The sequence below is a fragment of the Pseudomonas sp. TR47 genome (assembly GCF_044143025.1).
Taxonomy (GTDB): Bacteria; Pseudomonadota; Gammaproteobacteria; order Pseudomonadales; family Pseudomonadaceae; genus Aquipseudomonas; species Aquipseudomonas putida_E.
On record NZ_JBHFCS010000005.1, the window covers coordinates 44895 to 62717 of the forward strand.

16 protein-coding genes are annotated in these 17823 nt (G+C 62.7%); 10 read left to right on the plus strand and 6 right to left on the minus strand.

The genetic code is table 11. The features are described 5' to 3' along the window. The first annotated feature begins 63 nt into the window (after positions 1-63). From ACEWE8_RS07180 to ACEWE8_RS07190, 3 genes are all read left to right on the plus strand, one after another. Complete coding sequence (locus ACEWE8_RS07180; protein ID WP_052750455.1) at positions 64-1407, plus strand: pitrilysin family protein; 1344 nt, start codon at positions 64-66, stop codon at positions 1405-1407. Further along, positions 1404-2798, plus strand: coding sequence for a M16 family metallopeptidase (locus ACEWE8_RS07185; protein ID WP_395589238.1), 1395 nt, complete (start codon positions 1404-1406; stop codon positions 2796-2798). Before ACEWE8_RS07180 ends, ACEWE8_RS07185 begins: the two co-directional genes overlap by 4 nt. A gap of 71 nt (positions 2799-2869) precedes the next feature. Next, complete coding sequence (locus ACEWE8_RS07190; RefSeq protein WP_046787029.1) at positions 2870-3862, plus strand: hydrolase; 993 nt, start codon at positions 2870-2872, stop codon at positions 3860-3862. 9 nt (positions 3863-3871) lie between these two features. On the opposite strand, the gene ACEWE8_RS07195 is transcribed toward ACEWE8_RS07190, so the two are convergent. Both ACEWE8_RS07195 and ACEWE8_RS07200 read right to left on the minus strand, forming a co-directional pair. Further along, the gene (locus tag ACEWE8_RS07195; protein WP_046787028.1) at positions 3872-4726 is read right to left on the minus strand and encodes a sulfurtransferase; all 855 of its coding nucleotides are present in this window, start codon (positions 4724-4726) and stop codon (positions 3872-3874) included. A gap of 35 nt (positions 4727-4761) precedes the next feature. Continuing rightward, the gene (locus tag ACEWE8_RS07200) at positions 4762-5427 is read right to left on the minus strand and encodes a TetR/AcrR family transcriptional regulator (RefSeq protein ID WP_046787081.1); all 666 of its coding nucleotides are present in this window, start codon (positions 5425-5427) and stop codon (positions 4762-4764) included. Positions 5428-5579: 152 nt separating this feature from the next. Between ACEWE8_RS07200 and ACEWE8_RS07205 the strand changes: the two genes are divergently transcribed. From ACEWE8_RS07205 to ACEWE8_RS07225, 5 genes are all read left to right on the plus strand, one after another. Then, positions 5580-7010 (plus strand): coniferyl aldehyde dehydrogenase, encoded by a 1431-nt coding sequence (locus ACEWE8_RS07205; protein ID WP_046787027.1) that lies wholly within the window; start codon positions 5580-5582, stop codon positions 7008-7010. A 10-nt stretch (positions 7011-7020) separates the two neighbouring features. Further along, positions 7021-7506, plus strand: a complete 486-nt coding sequence (locus ACEWE8_RS07210; protein WP_046787026.1) for a hypothetical protein — start codon at positions 7021-7023, stop codon at positions 7504-7506. A gap of 21 nt (positions 7507-7527) precedes the next feature. Then, positions 7528-9126, plus strand: coding sequence for a GMC family oxidoreductase (locus ACEWE8_RS07215; RefSeq protein WP_046787025.1), 1599 nt, complete (start codon positions 7528-7530; stop codon positions 9124-9126). Positions 9127-9237: 111 nt separating this feature from the next. Next, entirely contained in the window at positions 9238-9717 is a 480-nt protein-coding gene (gene coaD, locus ACEWE8_RS07220; protein WP_039601221.1) for a pantetheine-phosphate adenylyltransferase, read from the plus strand. Between the two features lie 107 nt (positions 9718-9824). Further along, on the plus strand, positions 9825-10076 hold the full coding sequence (locus tag ACEWE8_RS07225) for a YfhL family 4Fe-4S dicluster ferredoxin (RefSeq protein WP_009683359.1): 252 nt from the start codon (positions 9825-9827) through the stop codon (positions 10074-10076). A gap of 58 nt (positions 10077-10134) precedes the next feature. Here ACEWE8_RS07225 and mutM read toward each other — a convergent pair whose 3' ends face one another. Together mutM and ACEWE8_RS07235 are read right to left on the minus strand one after the other, a co-directional pair. Beyond that, positions 10135-10947, minus strand: a complete 813-nt coding sequence (gene mutM / locus ACEWE8_RS07230) for a bifunctional DNA-formamidopyrimidine glycosylase/DNA-(apurinic or apyrimidinic site) lyase (RefSeq protein ID WP_046787024.1) — start codon at positions 10945-10947, stop codon at positions 10135-10137. Positions 10948-10950: 3 nt separating this feature from the next. After that, positions 10951-11769 carry an HDOD domain-containing protein gene (locus ACEWE8_RS07235; protein ID WP_174141113.1) on the minus strand — a complete coding sequence of 273 codons (819 nt, stop codon included), beginning with the start codon at positions 11767-11769 and terminating at the stop codon, positions 10951-10953. Positions 11770-11978: 209 nt separating this feature from the next. Here ACEWE8_RS07235 and ACEWE8_RS07240 point away from each other — a divergent pair, with 209 nt between their 5' ends. Next, positions 11979-13175, plus strand: coding sequence for a class I SAM-dependent rRNA methyltransferase (locus ACEWE8_RS07240; protein WP_046787023.1), 1197 nt, complete (start codon positions 11979-11981; stop codon positions 13173-13175). A 39-nt stretch (positions 13176-13214) separates the two neighbouring features. On the opposite strand, the gene mgtE is transcribed toward ACEWE8_RS07240, so the two are convergent. Then, positions 13215-14270, minus strand: a complete 1056-nt coding sequence (gene mgtE / locus ACEWE8_RS07245; protein ID WP_046787022.1) for a magnesium transporter — start codon at positions 14268-14270, stop codon at positions 13215-13217. Positions 14271-14749: 479 nt separating this feature from the next. Here mgtE and ilvD point away from each other — a divergent pair, with 479 nt between their 5' ends. Continuing rightward, positions 14750-16591 (plus strand): dihydroxy-acid dehydratase, encoded by a 1842-nt coding sequence (gene ilvD / locus ACEWE8_RS07250; protein ID WP_046787021.1) that lies wholly within the window; start codon positions 14750-14752, stop codon positions 16589-16591. Between the two features lie 164 nt (positions 16592-16755). On the opposite strand, the gene ACEWE8_RS07255 is transcribed toward ilvD, so the two are convergent. Beyond that, positions 16756-17811, minus strand: coding sequence for a phosphorylcholine phosphatase (locus tag ACEWE8_RS07255; protein ID WP_046787020.1), 1056 nt, complete (start codon positions 17809-17811; stop codon positions 16756-16758). Positions 17812-17823 lie beyond the last annotated feature (12 nt).

A 17823-nucleotide genomic window follows, 5' to 3' on the forward strand; every position in this document is an offset into this window, starting at 1 on the left:
GCAGGCAAGCGCACAATCTCGCCGAAGCTGCTCCTGGTCACCCCAACCAGGAGCACTTGAGCAATGCCATCGACTCCCCCGTTTACCCTCGACGACCAAACGGTGTCAGCCGGCATCGTCTCCATCGCGGATGCCACCCACCCATCGTTGCAGCATTTCACATTGGATAACGGCCTGGCTGTCTATCTGCGTGAAGACCACAGCACCCCGCTCGCCGCAATCCAGCTCTGGTACCACGTTGGCACCAGCCATGAACCGGCCGGCCATACCAACCTCTCGCACCTGCTGGAACACCTGATATTCGAAGGCAGCCGCAAACTCGAAGCGGGCCGATACACCCAGGTGATCGCGCGGCTCGGCGGAAAGGCCAATGCCACTACCACCGATGACGCAACGGCATACGATGTCCTGTTACCCGCGGCACGATTGCCGATTGCACTCGAAATAATGGCGGATGCCATGGCGGGCGCAACCTTTGGCCAGGCAGACATGGAGCGGGCAGTCAAAGCGATCGAAGACGAGCGCCGACTCAAAGTCGAAAACGCTCCTGCACAGCAGGCAGCTGAACGGCACATAGCGCTTGCTCACGGCAGCAGCCCGTATGCCACGGCGGCGTTTGGCAACCCGGCAGACCTGAACAACATGCGCCTGGATACCGTGCGCACCTGGTATCAAACGTGGTATCGGCCCAATAACGCCACCCTCGTGGTGGTGGGCGCCGTCGACCTTCCCACGCTTCGCCAGCACGTGAGCCGGTATTTCGCCAGCATCGCCAGGGCCCCGCTTGGCGCAGCACCGGTCCCCCGGCATGACGCGCACCTGCAGGAGCGAAGCCAGAAGCTGAAATTGCCAGGCCTGCGTGATGGTTTGTTCATGTCCTTCAATGCACCAAGCCACGCCACGGCCACCGAGGCAACCACAGTGCCTGCCTTGGGCGTGCTCTGTGAAGTGCTTGGCAAAGGGTTCAGCGCAAGGCTCTACAGCGAGCTGGTGCGAGACCGACGGCTGCTCAAGGGCATCGGCCTGTCATATGAGCCAATGGTGCGTGGCGACACGCTGTTGACCCTTTCAACCTATATCAACAGTCAAAGATCCACCCACGAGCACGCCGTAGAAGCGATCTATACCTTGATCGATACCCTGCGCCATACGCTGCTTTCCCCCCAGGAACTGGAGCGCGCGAAACTGCGCATGCTTACCCGCCGCCTGTTCAGCCGCGACAGCGTCACCCTGCAAGCTGGGCGCATCGGCGCAGCGGCGGCCGCTGGTCTGTCTCCCTCGCTGATCGATCAAGAAGCCGAACGTGTCCGCCACCTCGATAGCGCGACATTACGACAGGTAGCGTTCGACTACCTGAGCCGCGAAAGGCTGACCATCACTCATCTGCAAACAGGAGCACCGGCATGAACAAACCTCTTTCCACCAGCAGCATGCCACTGATTTGCAAGGGCCCCATGACCGATGCCGCCGTGGCGGCAATGGCCCGGCTGGAGTCCACGCAAGGCCTGGACCTGGAGCAGCACCAGCCCTTGCCGGCCCAGATACAGCAATGGCAGACCGACGAAGGCGCCAAGGTCAGCTTCATGCCATCCCATGACCGCCCGATATTCGACCTGGCGCTACGCTTTCGCGCTGGCAGTGCGCTCGACGGCACTAGCCCGGGCCTGGCCGCCCTTGTCCTTTACAGCCTCGATCAGGGTACCGAGCATCTGGATGCCGCCCAATTCGCACAGGCCATCGAGGGGCTGGGTGCGATCATGGCAAGGCAGATGAACCAGGATGAGGCCGTGATCACGCTGCGCTGCCTGAGCCTGCCGGCACTGCGTACAAGCGCCCTGCAACTGCTCACGCAAATGCTGGCGCGCCCCGCCTTCCGGGAGGAAGCCGTCGCAGGCATCCGCGAACGACTGCTCAACTTCCTTGGCGCAGTTGCATCGAGCCCGGCCTCAGGGATGTCTCACGCGACAATGAGCCATGTATTCGATGGCCACCCCTACGCCACACATTGGGCTGGCACCCCTGAGAGCCTCAAGCAGATCGACGAGCAGCAGCTGCGCGATTTCCACCGACGCGCCTACTCTGCCAACAACCTCGATATCGGCCTGGTGGGCGACCTCTCGCGCGACGAGGCGCAGACACTCATCACTGAACTGCTTCAGGCGCTACCACAACACTGGGCAGGGCAGCTCCCGCCACCGGCGCCGTTGCCAGAGGCGCTCATCCGGCATCAGGAACACACCGCAAGTACGACCCGGGCCACCCTGACTCTGCTGCTGCCCACATCACCCGACAAGCCAGGGTATGCAGCTTTGACCATGCTTGACGAAATCCTCGGCAGCGGCTTCGAGTCGCGTCTGACACAAGAGCTACGAAGCCGACGTGCCTTGACCTACACCATCCGCTCGTCGCTCAGACCCTTTGATGCGGCGAGCCTGCTGCAAATTGAATGGGACATTGCCCCCCAATACCGAGATGCCTCGCGTGAGCTGGTTTCCGGGATGCTGGCTTGCCTGCGCGAGCATGGCCCAAGCCAGGCGGAGTGCGACATGGCGCGCAACCAGATCGCAGGCAGGTTGCATCGCACCATGGCGAGCAACGCAGAGCTGGCCAAGAGCCTGGCCACGTCAAGCCACCTTGGCCAACCTGCAGATCATTTTGCAACCTACATCCAAAGCCTGGCAGCCCTGACGCCCAAGGACATTCGCGAAGCCGCGCGCTTATGGCTGAGCCCTGCGCAGGACGTGTTCATCACTCTCGGCCCGCCCCATGCGCAACAACCTTTGCCCGAGCTGCCCTGACCGACCAATAGCGCAAGTACAACGGCGGTGTTTCATGGCAATCTAGGCAGGCACAACACGAGTCGCCCAGCATGCCCAGTCTTACCGCCACATTCCGCCCGGCCACCGGGTTGTCCAACCCTCACCTGCAAACCCTTTGGGGCCCGCTGTGGCGCAAACTGCCTGCACTTGAACGCAAGCGCGAGCGCCTGTGGCTGGCCGATGGCGACTTCATGGACCTCGACTGGCACGGGCCCCACCAGCCAGATACACCGCTGGTGCTGGTGTTGCACGGCCTGACCGGTTCGTCCCATTCGCCTTATGTCAAAGGCCTGCAGCAGGCGCTCGATGCCCTCGGCTGGGCCAGCGTTGCGGTGAACTGGCGTGGCTGCTCGGGGGAGCCGAACCTGCTGGCACGCAGTTACCATTCCGGGGCCAGCGGGGACCTGGCCGAAGTTGTCGCCCACCTGCGCGCTCAACGCCCGCTGGCCCCCTTGTATGCCGTCGGCTATTCACTGGGCGGCAATGTGCTGCTGAAGTACCTGGGTGAAAGTGGCAGCGCCAGCCAACTGCAGACGGCCGTGGCGGTTTCCGTACCGTTTCGCCTGGATCAGTGCGCCGACCGCATCGGCCAAGGCTTTTCCAAGGTGTATCAGGCGCATTTCATGCGTGAAATGATGGCCTATGTGCAGGTCAAACAACGGCATTTCCGCGCACAGGGCCATCATGAAGGCCTGGCCGCGCTCGACCGGCTCGGGTCGTTGCGCAAGCTGCGTACCTTCTGGGATTTTGACGGCAAGGTGACCGCGCCACTCAACGGTTTTGACGATGTACACGACTACTATCGTCGCTCATCCAGCCGCTACTATCTCGGGGAAAACCGCACGCCGACGCTGATCATCCAGGCAAACGATGATCCGTTCGTATACCGCCACAGCCTGCCCGCCCCCAGCGAGCTGACGCCGCAAACTCAGTTCGAGCTGCATGAGCGGGGCGGGCATGTGGGGTTTGTCGAAGGCAGCCTGCGAAATCCGGGGTATTACCTTGAGCGGCGGATTCCGCAGTGGCTGGTGGATAGGCGATAACCCGGCGTATCAGTCGCCCGTGGCAACCTGATGCGCCGGATCATTGATCCACTCACTCCACGACCCGGCATACAGCCTGCCCAGCGGATACCCCGCCAATGCCAGGGCAAACAGGTTATGGCAAGCCGTCACTCCCGAACCGCAATACGCCACCAGGTGTTCCGGTGAACGCCCCGCCAGCTTCTCGGCAAAGCGCTGCCTGAGCTGCTCTGGCGCCAGGAAACGCCCATCTTCGCCCAGGTTGTCGGTGAAGGCTGCGCACTGAGCGCCGGGAATATGCCCGGCCACCGGGTCGATCGGCTCCACATCCCCACGAAAACGCGGCAAGGCACGCGCATCGATCAGCGTCAGCTTGGGGCTTGCAAGCTCAGTGGCCAAGTGCTCGGCGTCAATCAGCAGCTTCGTATCCGGCTCGCCGTTGAACGTACCCTCATAGCGTGCCGGCGCGTCCAGGCTCAATGGCTGGCCCGCGGTGTGCCAGGCTTTGAGGCCTCCATCGAGAATGGCCACACCTGTGCGTTTACCCAACCAGGCCAGCAGCCACCAGGCACGGGCGGCAAAAGCACCAGGCCCATCGTCGTACAGCACCACCTCACTGTCATTGTCCAGCCCCCACTCACGCAAGCGCTCGACCAGCCGCTGTGGGTCAGGCAAGGGATGGCGGCCGGTCTTGCCCTTGCTCACCGGCCCACTCAGATCGCGCTCCAGGTCGGCGAAGTGCGCCCCGGCGATATGCCCCTCGGCATAGCTGCGTTGGCCGTAATCCACGTCTTCCAAGGCAAACCGACAATCGAGGATCACCAACTTGGGCGAGCCCAGGCGCTCGGCCAGTTGCTGCGGGGTGATCAATTGCGCAAGGGGCATGACAATCTCCTGATCGATGGCACGAAGGCTCTGGGTTAACGTTCCAGAGCCTGGTTGAACGGAACATGGAATTCCTGGCACAAGGCATCCACGGCACTGCGAGCGTTGGCGGTGACGAAGCCGAGTTCCAGTACCAGTACCTGATAGACGCCACGCTTGAAGGCTTCTTCACCCAGGTGAGCGGAGTGCTCGCGCGTGGTGCTGAGAAAGCGGACCCAAGAAGTAAGCACGATCCAGGCGTTGATGGTCAGCGATTCGATCTGCGCAGGTGCCATGACCAGAATGCCGGCCTCGACGAAGCCCCGATAGATCGCCTGGCCCTGGCGCAGGCAACGTTCGGAAAAGCGCCGGTAACGGGCAGCCAGCTCAGGGTCGCTGTCGAGCAGGTGCTCGAGGTCACGGTGCAGGAACCGATAGCTCCACATCGCTGCGAGCAACGCCTTGAGATAGAAACGCTTGTCTTCGACGGTGGCGGCGCGCCCCTGCGGCGGGCGCAGGAAGCTGTCCACCAGCTCTTCGTACTGGCTGAACAGCAGGGCGATGATCGCCTGCTTGTTGGGGAAGTGGTAGTAGAGGTTGCCGGGCGAAATTTCCATGTGCGCAGCAATGTGGTTGGTACTCACGCTACGCTCGCCTTGCTGGTTGAACAGCTCAAGGCTGTTCTGCACGATGCGCTCTCGGGTCTTCATGCGCGGGGCCATGCTCAGCTCCCAGTCTGCAGGCTTACGGTAAGGGTCCATATTACGGGGTAACAGGGCCCGGATGCACCGTGCGGTGGCGGGAAAAATATTCGCACTATCGTCCCGATTAGAGTATAGGCTCTAGAGATTCTCTAGCCCCGATGAGAGCCGCCGTGACTTCACCTATCGCCGTGCCTCCCTTGCAGTCCGACATCGACCTGGCGGCCACGTTCGCCACCCAGCGCAAAGCATTTGCGGGCAACCCCATGCCGCCCCTGGCCCAACGCCGGCAATGGCTGAAAAGCCTGCGCGAGGCTGTGCTGGCGGATCAACAACGGCTGATAGAGGCGATCGATACGGATTTTTCCGGCCGCAGCGCCGACGAAACCCTGCTGGCCGAACTGTTGCCCTCGGTACAAGGTATTCGCCATGCCGAGCGCCAGCTCAAGCGCTGGATGCGACCCGCAAGGCGAACCGTAGGCCTGGCCTTCCAGCCGGCCAGCGCCCGCGTGCTGTATCAGCCGCTTGGCGTAGTTGGCATCATCGTGCCGTGGAACTACCCGCTGTTTCTCGCCATCGGCCCGCTGACCTGCGCTTTGGCCGCCGGCAACCGGGTGATGCTCAAGCTCAGTGAGGCCACACCTGCCAGCGCCCTGGCGCTGAAAACCTTGCTTGAGCGGGTATTCCCGCACGAGCTGGTCAGCGTGGTGCTGGGCGAGGTGGAAGTCGGCCAGGCGTTTGCCCGGCTACCCTTCGATCACCTGCTGTTCACCGGTGCCACCAGCGTCGGGCGCCAGGTCATGCTGGCCGCGGCACAAAACCTGACCCCGGTCACACTGGAGCTTGGCGGCAAGTCGCCAGCCATCGTTTCGTCCAGCGTGCCGCTGGACAGCGCCGCCGAGCGTATCGCGTTCGGCAAGACCCTCAATGCCGGCCAGACTTGCGTCGCCCCAGACTACGTCCTGGTACCACGCGAGCGCCTGAACGCCTTCAGCGATGCCTACCGCAGGGCGGTCCACCGGTTGTACCCGCGCATCGCCGACAACCCCGACTACAGCGCCATCATCAATCCGAGGCAATTGCAGCGCCTGCAACACCTGCTGGATGACGCCCGCAGCAAAGGCGCGCAGATCATCGACCTGTACCCGGACGAGCCCCGCCAAGGCAGGCGCCTGCCGCCGCAGCTGCTACTGGAGGTGAACGACAGCATGCAGGTGATGCAGGACGAAATCTTTGGCCCGCTGCTGCCGGTAGTACCCTATGACAGCCTCGACGGCGCACTGGCCTACATCAATGAACGGCCACGCCCACTGGCGCTGTACTACTTCGGCTACGACCGTGCCGAGCAGGAATATGTAGTGCAGCACAGCCACTCCGGTGGTGTATGCCTCAACGACACACTGCTGCATGTGGCTCAGGACGACCTGCCGTTCGGCGGCATCGGCCCTTCGGGCATGGGCCACTACCACGGCCACGACGGCTTCCTGACCTTCAGCAAGGCCAAGGCAGTGCTGGCCAAGCAGCGCCTGAACGCCGCACGCCTGATCTACCCGCCGTATGGCAAGGCCTTGCAGCGCCTGGTCTACAAACTGTTCATCCGCTGAGGGCCGGGCCATGCAGCGGCGCGAATTCATGCGTTTCAGCCTGGGAGCCAGCGTGTTTCTGGCCAGTGCCAGCCTGGTCGGCTGCAGCCCTCAGGCGCCTGCAACCGGGTACCACGTATTGCGCGATGACGACCTGCCATTGCTGCGGGCACTGATCCCGGTGGTGCTCGCCGGTACTTCGGCAAGCGCAGCACTGGTGCTGCCCACTCTCGACGCCAAACTGGCGGCACTGTCCCCGCAAATGCTCAAGCTCACCCGGCAATTGTTCGATGTGCTCAACCTGCCGCTGACCCGTGGCCCACTGACCGGGGTCTGGGGCGCCTGGGAACAGGCCAGTGAACAGCAGATTGCGGGGTTTCTGCAACGCTGGCAGGACAGTTCGCTGAACCTGCTGCGCATGGGGCACTCGTCGATCGTGCAACTGCTTACGATGGCCTGGTACGAGCGCCCGGAAAGTTGGGCCGCCTGCGGTTACCCCGGGCCGCCGAAAATCTGACCAACAACAAGAGCATCTTCAATGCCTGTCATCGACCCGTTTCGCCAAGGCCTCGACCGCGGCTGGATCACCTACGACGGCTCACGCCTGGGGCAGGACCTCAGCCTGCAAGCCGACATTGCCGTGATAGGCAGCGGTGCCGGCGGCGCCACCAGCGCGCAGATGCTCAGCGCCGCAGGCTTCAAGGTACTGCTGATCGAGGAAGGCCCGCTCAAGACCAGCAGTGACTTCCACCTGCTTGAGAATGAGGCCTACGCCAGTCTCTACCAGGAAGGCCTGGGCAGGATGAGCAAGGACGGCGCCATCACCATTCTGCAGGGCCGTGCGGTAGGCGGCACCACGCTGGTCAACTGGACCTCCAGCTTTCGCACGCCCGCGCCGACCTTGGCCCACTGGGCCACGGCCCACAACGTAAAAGGGCTGGACAACGACGCGCTACGCCCCTGGTTCGAACGCATCGAGCAAGACCTCGGCATTACTCCTTGGGCGGTGCCGCCAAACGCCAACAACGACGTACTGCGCCGTGGGTGTGAACGGCTCGGCTACCGATGGGCCGTGATTGCGCGCAATGTCCGGGGGTGCTGGAACCTTGGCTATTGCGGCATGGGTTGCCCGGTCAACGCCAAACAATCGATGCTGGTGACGCGCATTCCAGCCATGCTCGGCAAGGGCGGCGAGCTGCTGTACCTGGCCCGGGCCGAACGCTTCGAGCATGACGGCGAGCGCATCGAGCATCTGCGCTGCCAAGGGCTGGATGCTCAAGGGATACACACCAACGGGCGCAGCATCACTGTGCGCGCACGCCACTACATCCTCGCAGGCGGCGGCATCAACAGCCCCGCCCTGCTGCTGCGTTCCAAGGCTCCTGACCCCCACGAGCGCCTGGGCAAGCGGACCTTCCTGCACCTGGTCAACTTCAGCGCGGCACGCTTCGACGCACGCATCGACCCTTACTACGGCGCCCCGCAATCCATCTACAGTGACCACTTCCAATGGCAGGACGGCGTCGATGGCGCGGTCGGCTACAAACTTGAAGTGCCGCCCCTGCACCCGGCGCTGGCCAGCACCTTGCTCGGTGGCGATGGTGTCGAAAATGCCCGGCGCATGGCCGAGCTGCCGCATACCCACGTCATGCTTGCGCTGTTGCGCGACGGTTTCCACCCCGAAAGCCCGGGCGGCGCGGTGGAACTGCGTGGCGATGGCTCACCGGTGCTCGATTATCCGGTCACCGACTACTTGCGAGACGGCCTGCGCCGCGCCTTTCACAGCATGGCGCAGATCCAGTTCGCAGCAGGCGCCACGCAGGTTACACCCGCGCACAGCGATGCCCGCGCTGCTGCCAGCCTGGCGCAGGCCCAACGCATGATCGACGGTTTGCGCCTGGAGCCGTTCCATACGCGGCTGGGCAGCGCCCACGTAATGGGCGGCTGCGCAATGGGCGAAGATCCACGTCACGCGGTGTGCGACAGCCTGGGCCGTCACCATCAGCTGGAAAACCTGTCGATTCACGACGGCTCGCTGTTCCCGACCAGCATCGGTGCCAACCCACAACTGTCGGTCTACGCCATCAGCGCGAAGCTCACCGACGCCCTGATAGCCCGCCTGGCACAGAGTGCATGACAACAAATGCCCCTGCTGTCTATAGTGCCATCAGCCGGCCGCATGACTTGGCCGGGCGCAATCGCTGCGCTACCATCCGACTCCCCAACGCACTCCAGCCAGGATGACGCGATGAACCGAGTGTTGTACCCGGGTACTTTCGACCCTATTACCAAGGGCCATGGCGACCTGGTCGAGCGCGCCTCGCGGCTGTTCGACCACGTGATCATCGCAGTGGCAGCCAGCCCGAAGAAAAACCCGCTGTTCCCGCTGGAACAACGGGTAGCGCTGGCCCGTGAGGTCACCAGGCACCTGCCCAATGTCGAAGTCATCGGCTTCTCCACCCTGCTTGCGCATTTTGCCAAGGAACAGGGCGCCAACGTCTTCTTGCGTGGGCTGAGGGCAGTGTCCGACTTCGAATACGAATTCCAGCTGGCGAACATGAATCGGCAACTGGCGCCAGAGGTCGAAAGCCTGTTCCTCACGCCTTCGGAGCGCTATTCGTTCATTTCCTCGACCCTGGTCCGGGAAATCGCAGCGCTGGGCGGCGACATCACCAAGTTCGTGCACCCGGTGGTGGCCGAGGCCCTGACTGAGCGTTTCAAGAAGTAAGCCTGAGCGCTGATTATCGCGCCCGCGTGCACTGCGGGCGCGAATGCGGCACAATTGTGCCCATTGCGTTGAACATGCCCGGGCGGTGAGCCCCGGCCGGAGTCCCCATGTCCCTGATAATCACCGACGATTGCATCAACTGCGACGTCTGCGAACCCGAGTGCCCGAACGAGGCCATCTCCCAAGGCGAAGAGATCTACGTGATCGATCCGAACCTGTGCACCCAGTGCGTGGGTCACTACGACGAGCCGCAGTGCCAGCAGGTCTGCCCGGTCGACTGCATCCCGCTGGATGAGGCGCACCCGGAAACCGAAGAGCAGCTGATGGCCAAGTACCGCCGGATTACCGGCAAGGCTTGAGCGCTGCGCTGCTCCTGATGGCCCAATCGCCGGCTAGCCGGCGATTGGGCCATGCCATTCAACGCTGGCAACGCGGGCAGTAAACGCTGGCCCGTTGCCCAAGCTTGGCCTCGCGCAAGGCAGTGCCACACAGCTTGCAAGGCATTCCGCCCCGGCCGTACACGAACAGTTCCTGCTGGAAATACCCAGGCTGCCCGTCGCCGCCAATGAAATCGCGCAAGGTCGTACCCCCTTGCTCGATGGCTGCCGCCAGCACGCGCTTTATCTCGATGGCCAGTTTCAGGTAACGGGCACGGGAGATTCCGCCCGCCTCACGGCGCGGGTCGATACCGGCGGCAAACAGCGCCTCGGTCGCGTAGATATTGCCCACGCCCACCACCACCGCGTTATCCATGATGAAAGGCTTGACGGCCATCGTCCGCCCGCGCGACAGCTGAAACAGGCGCTCGCCGTCGAACAGGTCGGTCAACGGCTCTGGGCCCAGACGCTGCAGCAACTCGTGATTGAGCGGGTCGAGGCTCCAGAGCATGGCACCGAACCGGCGTGGGTCGGTGTAGCGCAGCATCAGCCCCGACTCCAGCTCGATATCGACGTGCTCATGCTTGGCCGCCGGTAGCCCCATCTGCACCAGACGCAGGTTGCCCGACATGCCCAGATGGCTGATCAAGGTGCCGACCTCGGCATTGATCAGCAGGTACTTGGCGCGCCGCTCGACGCTGAGAATACGCTGCCCGGACAAACGCACGTCCAGGTCCTCGGGGATTGGCCAGCGCAAGCGCCGGTCTCGCACCACCACGCGGCTGACCCGCTGGCCTTCCAGGTGCGGTGCGATACCGCGCCGCGTAGTCTCGACTTCGGGTAATTCCGGCATGAATCAGTGCCCGCCCAGCTCGCGAATGGTCTGTTTGAGGTTCTCGAAGTCGTACTCCGACAAACCGATGTAGTCCAGTACCAGCGGGCCGACCGCATTCCACTCATGGTCGACATGCTGGTTGCCCAGGACCCGGCAGGACGCGCAGATGTGTTCGGCCATCTTCAGCACCGCCAGCAGGTTCTTCAGCTGGCTCTGGGTGTTGCGCGGCGACTCCTCGCGGAACACGGCCAGGGCATTGTGATGGTTGGCGATGGCCGCGCTGATGTGCTCCGGCAGGCGCCAGGACTTGGCGGTGAAATAGCCGACCACCGAATGATTGGTGTTGAATGCACGGTTCTCGGTGTCGACCACGCGTGTTTGCGCATCAGCCTTGGCGTAGGCCTCTTCAAGTACATCCATATAGTTGGGGAAACGCTTGAGCATCAGCGGGACGCCGCAATCATGGAACAGCCCGAGGGTGTAGGCCTCGTCCGCCGCCTGGATGCCGGTGCGCTTGGCCAGTGTCAGGCAGGTCATGGCAACGTCCTGGGCAGTGTCCCAGAAGCGGTTGAGGGTAACGATGGTCTCGTCGCTCATCTCGCCCTTGATCGACTGGGCGTTGATCAGGTTGATGATCGAACGGCTACCCAGCAAGTTCACCGCACGCTGGATCGAACCGATCTTGTTGGACAGCCCGAAGTGCGGCGAGTTGACCAGCTTGAGCAAGGCACCGGACAGGCCCGGGTCCTGGGAAATCAGCTTGGCGATGGTTTCCAGGTCCGGGTCGGGCATGTACTGCTCGAACTGCAGGTCGACCATGATCTGCGGTTGCGGCGGGATGGTAATGCCTTGCAAGGCTTGCTGGATCTGTTCGGCGCTGAGTTCTTGGGACATACGTACATACTCGTTGAGGACGGGGGATTCTAACCCTGTAGGTCGCTCGACTTATAGCGCTTGTGCCCGCGAACAGGCAGGGCAGTTTGTCGTACCCTGCACCGAATCAAGGGCCAACCGGTTATACTCCCGCTCTTTTTTCCCGGAGCGACGTCATGTCCCTGCCCAGCCTTCGCCTCAAAGCCAATGCCGACCGCCGCCTGCGCGCCGGCCACCTGTGGGTCTACAGCAACGAAGTCGATGTCACCGCGACGCCGCTGCAGGGCTTTCAGGCCGGCCAACAGGCGATCCTCGAGGCCGCCAACGGCAAGCCGCTGGGTATCGTGGCGCTGAGCCCGAACAACCTGATCTGCGCCCGCCTGCTGTCACGCGATGCCAAGCTGCCGCTGGACAAGTCGCTGCTGGTACACCGCCTCAACGTCGCCCTGTCCCTGCGCCAGCGCCTGTTCGACCAGCCGTGCTACCGCCTGGTCTATGGTGATTCCGACCTGCTGCCGGGCCTGGTGGTCGACCGCTTCTTCGACATTCTCGTGGTGCAACTGGCCTCGGCCACCATGGAACTGCACAAGGACGACGTGATCGCCGCCCTGGTCCAGGTCCTCAAGCCCAGCGGCATCCTGTTCAAGAACGATTCCGCCGCCCGTGACGCCGAAGGCTTGCAGCGTTACGTCGAAACCGTCTACGGCGAAGTGCCGGACTGGGTCCCGCTGGAAGAAAACGGCGTGAAGTTCGAAGCGCCGGTACGCGAAGGCCAGAAGACCGGCTGGTTCTATGACCACCGCATGAACCGCGCGCGCCTGGCGCCCTACGTCAAAGGCAAGCGTGTGCTCGACCTGTTCAGCTACATCGGTGGTTGGGGCGTGCAGGCCGGCGCATTCGGCGCCAGCGAAGTGTTCTGCGTGGATGCCTCGGGCTTTGCACTGGATGGCGTGGAGCGTAACGCCGCGCTCAATGGCATCAGCGAAAAACTGACCTGCATCGAAGGCGACGTGTTCGAGGCACTGCGCGAACTGAAGGCCGCTGAAGAGCGCTTCGATGTGATCATTGCCGACCCACCCGCGTTCATCAAGCGCAAGAAAGACCTGAAAAACGGCGAAGCCGCCTACCGCCGCCTCAACGAACAGGCCATGCGCATGCTGACCAAGGACGGCATCCTGGTCAGTGCTTCGTGCTCGATGCACCTGCCCGAAGACGACCTGAACAACATCCTGCTGACCAGCGCCCGCCACCTGGACCGCAACCTGCAAATGCTCGAACGCGGCGGCCAGGGCCCGGACCACCCGGTTCACCCGGCCATCGCTGAAACCCGCTATATCAAGAGCATTACCTGCCGGTTGCTGCCCAACAGCTGATTCACGTCCAAGGGGCCGCGCTGCGGCCCCTTGGGTGCCTCAGATGCCCAGCACGTAAGAAGCAATACCGAAATACACCAGCACCCCTGCCGCATCGGCGATAGAAGTCACCAGCGGCCCGCTGGCAGTGGCCGGGTCGAGCTTGAGCCTGGTGAACATGAAGGGCAGGCTCATGCCAATCAGGCTGCCCAGCAGGACGATCACCAGCATGCTGCTGGCAACGATCAAGGCGACATCCGCCCCTCCGCGCAGCGCCCCCAGCGATGCCACCGCCACTGCCATGGTGCCGCCCAGCGCCAGCGCCACAGCGCATTCACGTGCCAGCATGCGCAACCAGTCGCGCATCACCACCTCACCCGTTGCCAAGCCACGCACCATCAATGTTGCCGACTGCGCGCCCGCGTTGCCACCGCTGTCCACCAACAGCGGCAGGAAGAACACCAGGACGATATGCGCGGCAATGGTTTCCTCGAATGCCGCGATCCCCGCCCCCGAAAACAGATTGCCGAACACCAGCAGCACCAGCCACAGCACCCGCTTGCGGTACAGCAGGCTGACAGTGGCGTCCCTGAGATTGCCCACGTGGTTGGTGATGGATGCGCCCTTGTGGAAGTCCTCGGTAGCCTCTTCGACGACCACATCGAGTGCGTCATCGCAGGTCACCAGGCCGACCAAACGGCCGGCCTCATCCAGCACCGGCACCGCCAGCAGGTCGTGCTCGCGGATCAACCGCGCCACTTCCTCCTGGCGGGTCGAGGTACAGACGCAGATGACCTTGCGCACCATGAGCTGCTCGATCGGCTGTTCACGCGCCGCAAGGATAAGCTCGCGCAGGGAAAGCGAACCCAGCAGGTTGCGTTTCTCGTCGAGCACATAGGACTGATAGATGGTTTCGGCATCTGCGGCCTCGCGGCGCAGCATGTCGATCGCCTGGCTGGCAGTGAGGCCGGCATCCAGACACGAATACTCGCTGGTCATCAGGTAACCGGCTGTGCCCTCGGGGTAGCCTTCAGGATGAAGCAGGCCATCACGACGCGCCTGTGCAGCCTGACGCAGGTCGAACGGGGAAACGACGAAATCGGAAGTGTGTTGCATGAGATTCTCCAGGCGCCGACGCAGGCACCCGTAAACCTCAGCCACACGAGCTCAAGCCTTCGGAAGCCCTGGCGACGGCGCGCTCAGTGCCAATTTGCAGGTTCTGTATGAACTGAAACTGGGAAGGTCCATTGAGGTGTTGTCTCGTGATACCGCACATGCGGCGCGGCGGATAATAAGCAGCCAATGCGCACCTGTCAGCTGCGCACCGGGCTTTTCAGATCGGTCCTACAAAGTGCCGGTCATGCTCCCCAAGCCACCGCCCAGACACATCGCCATTCCCTCGCCGCGCCAGCGGTGTAGAATCGGGCTATTCATCGCCAGTCATCCCCGGCGGGTTTATGAGCTCTGGTCGAGCACGCGGCGATCCCGTTGTGTCTTCGGCCCCATCCGTGCCAGTGGCAACCGGCCTAAGGCGCATAGGAAAAGAGAAGCTCACTCCCCTTTTTGTGACCTGATTAAGCCGCCAGGAGTGCTTCATGCCTGATTATCGTTCCAAGACTTCCACCCAAGGCCGCAACATGGCCGGCGCCCGTGCCCTGTGGCGCGCCACCGGGATGAAGGACGAAGATTTCAAGAAACCGATCATCGCCATCGCCAACTCGTTCACCCAGTTCGTCCCGGGCCATGTGCACCTGAAGGACCTGGGCCAGCTGGTCGCCCGCGAGATCGAACGCGCCGGTGGCGTGGCCAAAGAGTTCAACACCATTGCGGTCGATGACGGCATCGCCATGGGCCATGACGGCATGCTGTACTCCCTGCCCAGCCGCGAGATCATCGCCGACGCCGTGGAATACATGGTCAACGCCCACTGCGCCGACGCCATCGTGTGCATTTCCAACTGCGACAAGATCACCCCCGGCATGCTGATGGCCGCCCTGCGCCTGAACATCCCGGTGATCTTCGTGTCCGGCGGCCCGATGGAAGCGGGCAAGACCAAACTGGCCAGCCACGGCCTGGACCTGGTCGACGCCATGGTCATTGCTGCAGACTCCTCGGCCTCCGACGAAAAGGTTGCCGAGTACGAGCGCAGCGCCTGCCCGACCTGCGGTTCCTGCTCCGGCATGTTCACCGCCAACTCCATGAACTGCCTGACCGAAGCACTCGGCCTGGCCTTGCCTGGCAACGGTTCGACCCTGGCCACCCACGCCGACCGTGAGCAGCTGTTCCTCACCGCCGGCCGTACGATCGTCGAGTTGTGCAAGCGCTACTACGGCGAGAACGACGAGTCGGTCCTGCCGCGCAGCATCGCCAACTTCAAGGCGTTCGAAAACGCCATGATGCTCGACATCGCCATGGGCGGTTCGACCAACACCATCCTGCACCTGCTGGCCGCAGCGCAGGAAGGCGAGGTGGCATTCGACCTGCGTGACATCGACCGCCTGTCGCGCAAAGTGCCGCAGCTGTGCAAAGTGGCGCCGAACATCCAGAAGTACCACATGGAAGACGTCCACCGCGCCGGCGGCATCTTCAGCATCCTCGGTTCGCTGGCCCGCGGCGGCCTGCTGCACACCGACCTGCCTACGGTACACAGCCGCAGCATGGAAGAGGCCATCGCCAAGTGGGATATCACCCAGACCGACGATGAGGCGGTGCACACCTTCTTCAAAGCCGGCCCGGCGGGTATTCCGACCCAGACGGCCTTCAGCCAGTCGACCCGTTGGGAAACCCTGGACGACGACCGTGAAAACGGCTGCATCCGCAGCTTCGAACATGCCTACTCACAGGAAGGCGGCCTGGCCGTGCTGTACGGCAACATCGCCCTGGACGGCTGCGTGGTGAAAACCGCAGGTGTCGATGAGTCGATCCACGTGTTCGAAGGCAACGCAAAGATCTTCGAAAGCCAGGACAGCGCGGTGCGCGGCATCCTCGCCGACGAAGTGAAGGCCGGTGACATCGTCATCATCCGCTACGAAGGCCCGAAAGGCGGCCCGGGCATGCAAGAAATGCTCTACCCGACTTCGTACCTGAAATCCAAAGGCCTGGGCAAAGCTTGCGCGTTGCTCACCGATGGCCGCTTCTCGGGTGGTACTTCGGGCCTGTCGATCGGCCATGCCTCGCCAGAAGCCGCCGCTGGTGGCGCCATCGGCCTGGTACGTGACGGCGACAAGGTATTGATCGACATCCCCAACCGTTCGATCAACCTGCAGGTCAGTGATGAAGAGCTGGCTGCACGCCGCGTGGAGCAGGACAAGAAAGGCTGGAAACCGGCCGAAGTGCGCCCACGCAAGGTGACCACCGCGCTGAAAGCCTACGCCCTGCTGGCGACCAGTGCCGACAAGGGTGCTGTGCGCAACAAGGCGATGCTTGAAGGGCTGTGAGGCCTTGATGACGTGAAGAAACCGGCGCCCTGAGCGCTAGTGCCAGGTAGGCAAGTGCTTTGGGGCCGCTTTGCGGCCCATCGCCGGCAAGCCGGCTCCCACATGTACAGCGCAGACCTCAGGAACTGCGCGGTCCATGTGGGCCTGCACAGGCACCCAGTGGCCTACTGAATCTGCTCCGGCGTGACGATCACCCAGTTCTTGTCCGCTGTCACCGGCAACCCCGCCTTGGCCTGGGCCACCGCGTTCCTGGCGATCATCCCGTTCAACTGGTCCATGTATTTGGCCTTGCGGTTTATCCACAGGTGGATACCGCCCTTGCCAATGTCCACACCATGAAACTGCATGTAGCCATCACTGGTCGGGGTATCACCGCCCACCAGCACCGGCTTCTTCCACTCATCGATATAGGTGAGGATCGCCGCCTGCTTACCTGCCATCCACGTTGCTGGCGTCCACAGGTAAGGGGTCAGTTCCAGGCCAGCGTTGGCCGTCGCATCATACTTGCCTTCACTGATCTGCTTGCGTGCGGTGGTCAAGTGACCGCTGGTGCGGTCCTTTAGCAACAGGCTGACGCCTATGACGTTCTGCGGCTTCACGTTGTAGCCGTACTTGGGGTCGGACGCGACCATGCGTACCAGCTCTTCGGAGGCTGCTGAAATGACATACACCTCGATGCCATTTTCCATCAGTTTGGTGTACAGCTCGGCCTGGCCGGTGAAGACCTTGGGTGGCTGCACCTCGATGGCTTTTACCTTATCCCCTTCAAAGTAGGTGGCAGGGATAGGCGTGGCAGAAGCCATCAGCTCATCGACCTGCACTTTCAGCTCCTTGAGGGTGAAGCCCGAAAACACCTGGGCCACCCACGGGTAGCAGACCATGTCGTCGATTTCGCACAGGCGGTAGTAGTAACTGAACAGGCTTTCCTTGTGCTCGGCGGTGTCTTTAAACGGGATCAGCTTGAGTGATGGGTCGAGCTTTTCGCGGGTCAGCAGGCCCTTGTTCTCCATGAACGGCAGCAAGGCTTCTTCAAGGTCGTAGCGGTAGCTGGTGTTGTCCATGTCGAACACCGCGTAATTTCCCTTGTTGGCATTGGCGGCAATCATCGCGTCGAGCTGCTTGGCCGCCTCAGTTGGCCAGTGCTTAAGCTCAGTGGCTCCGCTTTCGATACTGAACAGCAGGGACAAACCGATGGCCAAGGCTTTCGGAGCAAACTTCATGTACGAATCTCC

Excerpts from the sequence above, each read along its gene's own strand:
- ACEWE8_RS07180 (WP_052750455.1), top strand. The coding sequence starts at position 64 with ATGCCATCGACTCCCCCGTTTACCCTCGACGACCAAACGGTGTCAGCC.
- ACEWE8_RS07185 (WP_395589238.1), top strand. The coding sequence starts at position 1,404 with ATGAACAAACCTCTTTCCACCAGCAGCATGCCACTGATTTGCAAGGGC.
- ACEWE8_RS07190 (WP_046787029.1), top strand. The coding sequence starts at position 2,870 with ATGCCCAGTCTTACCGCCACATTCCGCCCGGCCACCGGGTTGTCCAAC.
- ACEWE8_RS07195 (WP_046787028.1), bottom strand. The coding sequence starts at position 4,726 with ATGCCCCTTGCGCAATTGATCACCCCGCAGCAACTGGCCGAGCGCCTG.
- ACEWE8_RS07200 (WP_046787081.1), bottom strand. The coding sequence starts at position 5,427 with ATGGCCCCGCGCATGAAGACCCGAGAGCGCATCGTGCAGAACAGCCTT.
- ACEWE8_RS07210 (WP_046787026.1), top strand. The coding sequence starts at position 7,021 with ATGCAGCGGCGCGAATTCATGCGTTTCAGCCTGGGAGCCAGCGTGTTT.
- ACEWE8_RS07215 (WP_046787025.1), top strand. The coding sequence starts at position 7,528 with ATGCCTGTCATCGACCCGTTTCGCCAAGGCCTCGACCGCGGCTGGATC.
- coaD (WP_039601221.1), top strand. The coding sequence starts at position 9,238 with ATGAACCGAGTGTTGTACCCGGGTACTTTCGACCCTATTACCAAGGGC.
- ACEWE8_RS07225 (WP_009683359.1), top strand. The coding sequence starts at position 9,825 with ATGTCCCTGATAATCACCGACGATTGCATCAACTGCGACGTCTGCGAA.
- mutM (WP_046787024.1), bottom strand. The coding sequence starts at position 10,947 with ATGCCGGAATTACCCGAAGTCGAGACTACGCGGCGCGGTATCGCACCG.
- ACEWE8_RS07240 (WP_046787023.1), top strand. The coding sequence starts at position 11,979 with ATGTCCCTGCCCAGCCTTCGCCTCAAAGCCAATGCCGACCGCCGCCTG.
- mgtE (WP_046787022.1), bottom strand. The coding sequence starts at position 14,270 with ATGCAACACACTTCCGATTTCGTCGTTTCCCCGTTCGACCTGCGTCAG.
- ilvD (WP_046787021.1), top strand. The coding sequence starts at position 14,750 with ATGCCTGATTATCGTTCCAAGACTTCCACCCAAGGCCGCAACATGGCC.
- ACEWE8_RS07255 (WP_046787020.1), bottom strand. The coding sequence starts at position 17,811 with ATGAAGTTTGCTCCGAAAGCCTTGGCCATCGGTTTGTCCCTGCTGTTC.